The sequence below is a fragment of the Mesorhizobium sp. M2A.F.Ca.ET.039.01.1.1 genome, from assembly GCF_003998035.1.
In the GTDB taxonomy this organism is placed as follows: domain Bacteria; phylum Pseudomonadota; class Alphaproteobacteria; order Rhizobiales; family Rhizobiaceae; genus Mesorhizobium.
In genome coordinates this window covers 1-452 of record NZ_RZRY01001525.1, presented here as the reverse complement: position 1 = coordinate 452, position 452 = coordinate 1, and the positions used below count along the sequence as shown (strand labels likewise).

The window sequence follows — 452 nt, the reverse complement described above, 5'->3', positions numbered from 1 at the left end:
GTTGTTCTCCTTGATCGGCCCGAAAGCGATGATTTCAGCCGATGACCAGGCTTCGACCGTGGCCGAAAACTCGGCACGCGCCGCCTCGAGGCCGCTTTGCGACGGCGCATCGCAGAGCGCCCGCACGGCCTTGGTCAAGCTGCCGGCATGGTCGCGCAGGTTGGCATAGGCAGGACGGATAAAACCATCGATCGCCCGCTGGATGACAGCGGAGGCCCTCACCTCAGCCGATGCCGGGGATGGGCCGACCATCGCCAGGGGAAGAAGGAGAGCAAACGCAAGACGCTTCGACTTCACAGGGACTCCAGGAATTTGACCAGCGCATCGCGGTTCGCCGCATCGGCGGCGGCAAAGCGGTCGCGCGCCTTCTGCCCCTCGCCGCCATGCCAAAGGATCGCCTCGGCGAGGGTGCGGGCGCGCCCGTCATGCAAGAAGAACATATTGCCGTTGAC

Annotated in this window: 2 protein-coding genes; both read right to left on the bottom strand. The window is 64.8% G+C overall.

Going from position 1 to position 452, the window contains the following annotated elements; all coding sequences use genetic code 11:
• The coding region (locus tag EOA24_RS40765; RefSeq protein ID WP_281059959.1) for an imelysin family protein at positions 1–252 on the bottom strand (252 nt) is incomplete at its 3' end.
• Positions 253–293: 41 nt separating this feature from the next.
• A partial coding sequence (locus EOA24_RS40760; RefSeq protein ID WP_281059958.1) for a di-heme oxidoredictase family protein occupies positions 294–452 on the bottom strand: 159 nt, incomplete at its 5' end.